Here is a 333-nt window from a genome sequence, read left to right as displayed (position 1 = left end):
CTCCTGCAGCCGGGCCAAGACCACACTCGTGGCCACATGCACATCGGGGTCGCCACCGACCTCGACCAGATCGACGTCGCCGATCGGCTCAACGGCCGCCGCCGGCAGCAACTGAACCTCGTACAGCGGCACCCGCCGAGCCGCCGCATCCACCACCGCCGGCCGCAACACCAACGACTCCACCACCGCCACGGGACGGCCCGCACCATCAGCCAACAACAACGACACTCCGCCGCCGCCGCCGGTCATCCGGACACGTACTGTGCGGGCCTGCGTAGCGAGAAGACGCACACCACTGAAGACGAAAGGCAGCAACGGCTCGGTACCGGCGGC

1 protein-coding gene is annotated in these 333 nt (G+C 69.1%); it reads right to left on the bottom strand.

The features are described from left to right. Window positions 1-249: hypothetical protein (locus LPA41_RS41430; protein WP_229076993.1), on the bottom strand; the 249-nt coding region annotated here is incomplete at its 3' end. Window positions 250-333: the final 84 nt, after the last annotated feature.

This window comes from Actinoplanes sp. DH11, assembly GCF_020873875.1.
In the GTDB taxonomy this organism is placed as follows: Bacteria; Actinomycetota; Actinomycetes; order Mycobacteriales; family Micromonosporaceae; genus Actinoplanes.
This window is presented reverse-complemented; position numbering and strand designations above follow the sequence as displayed.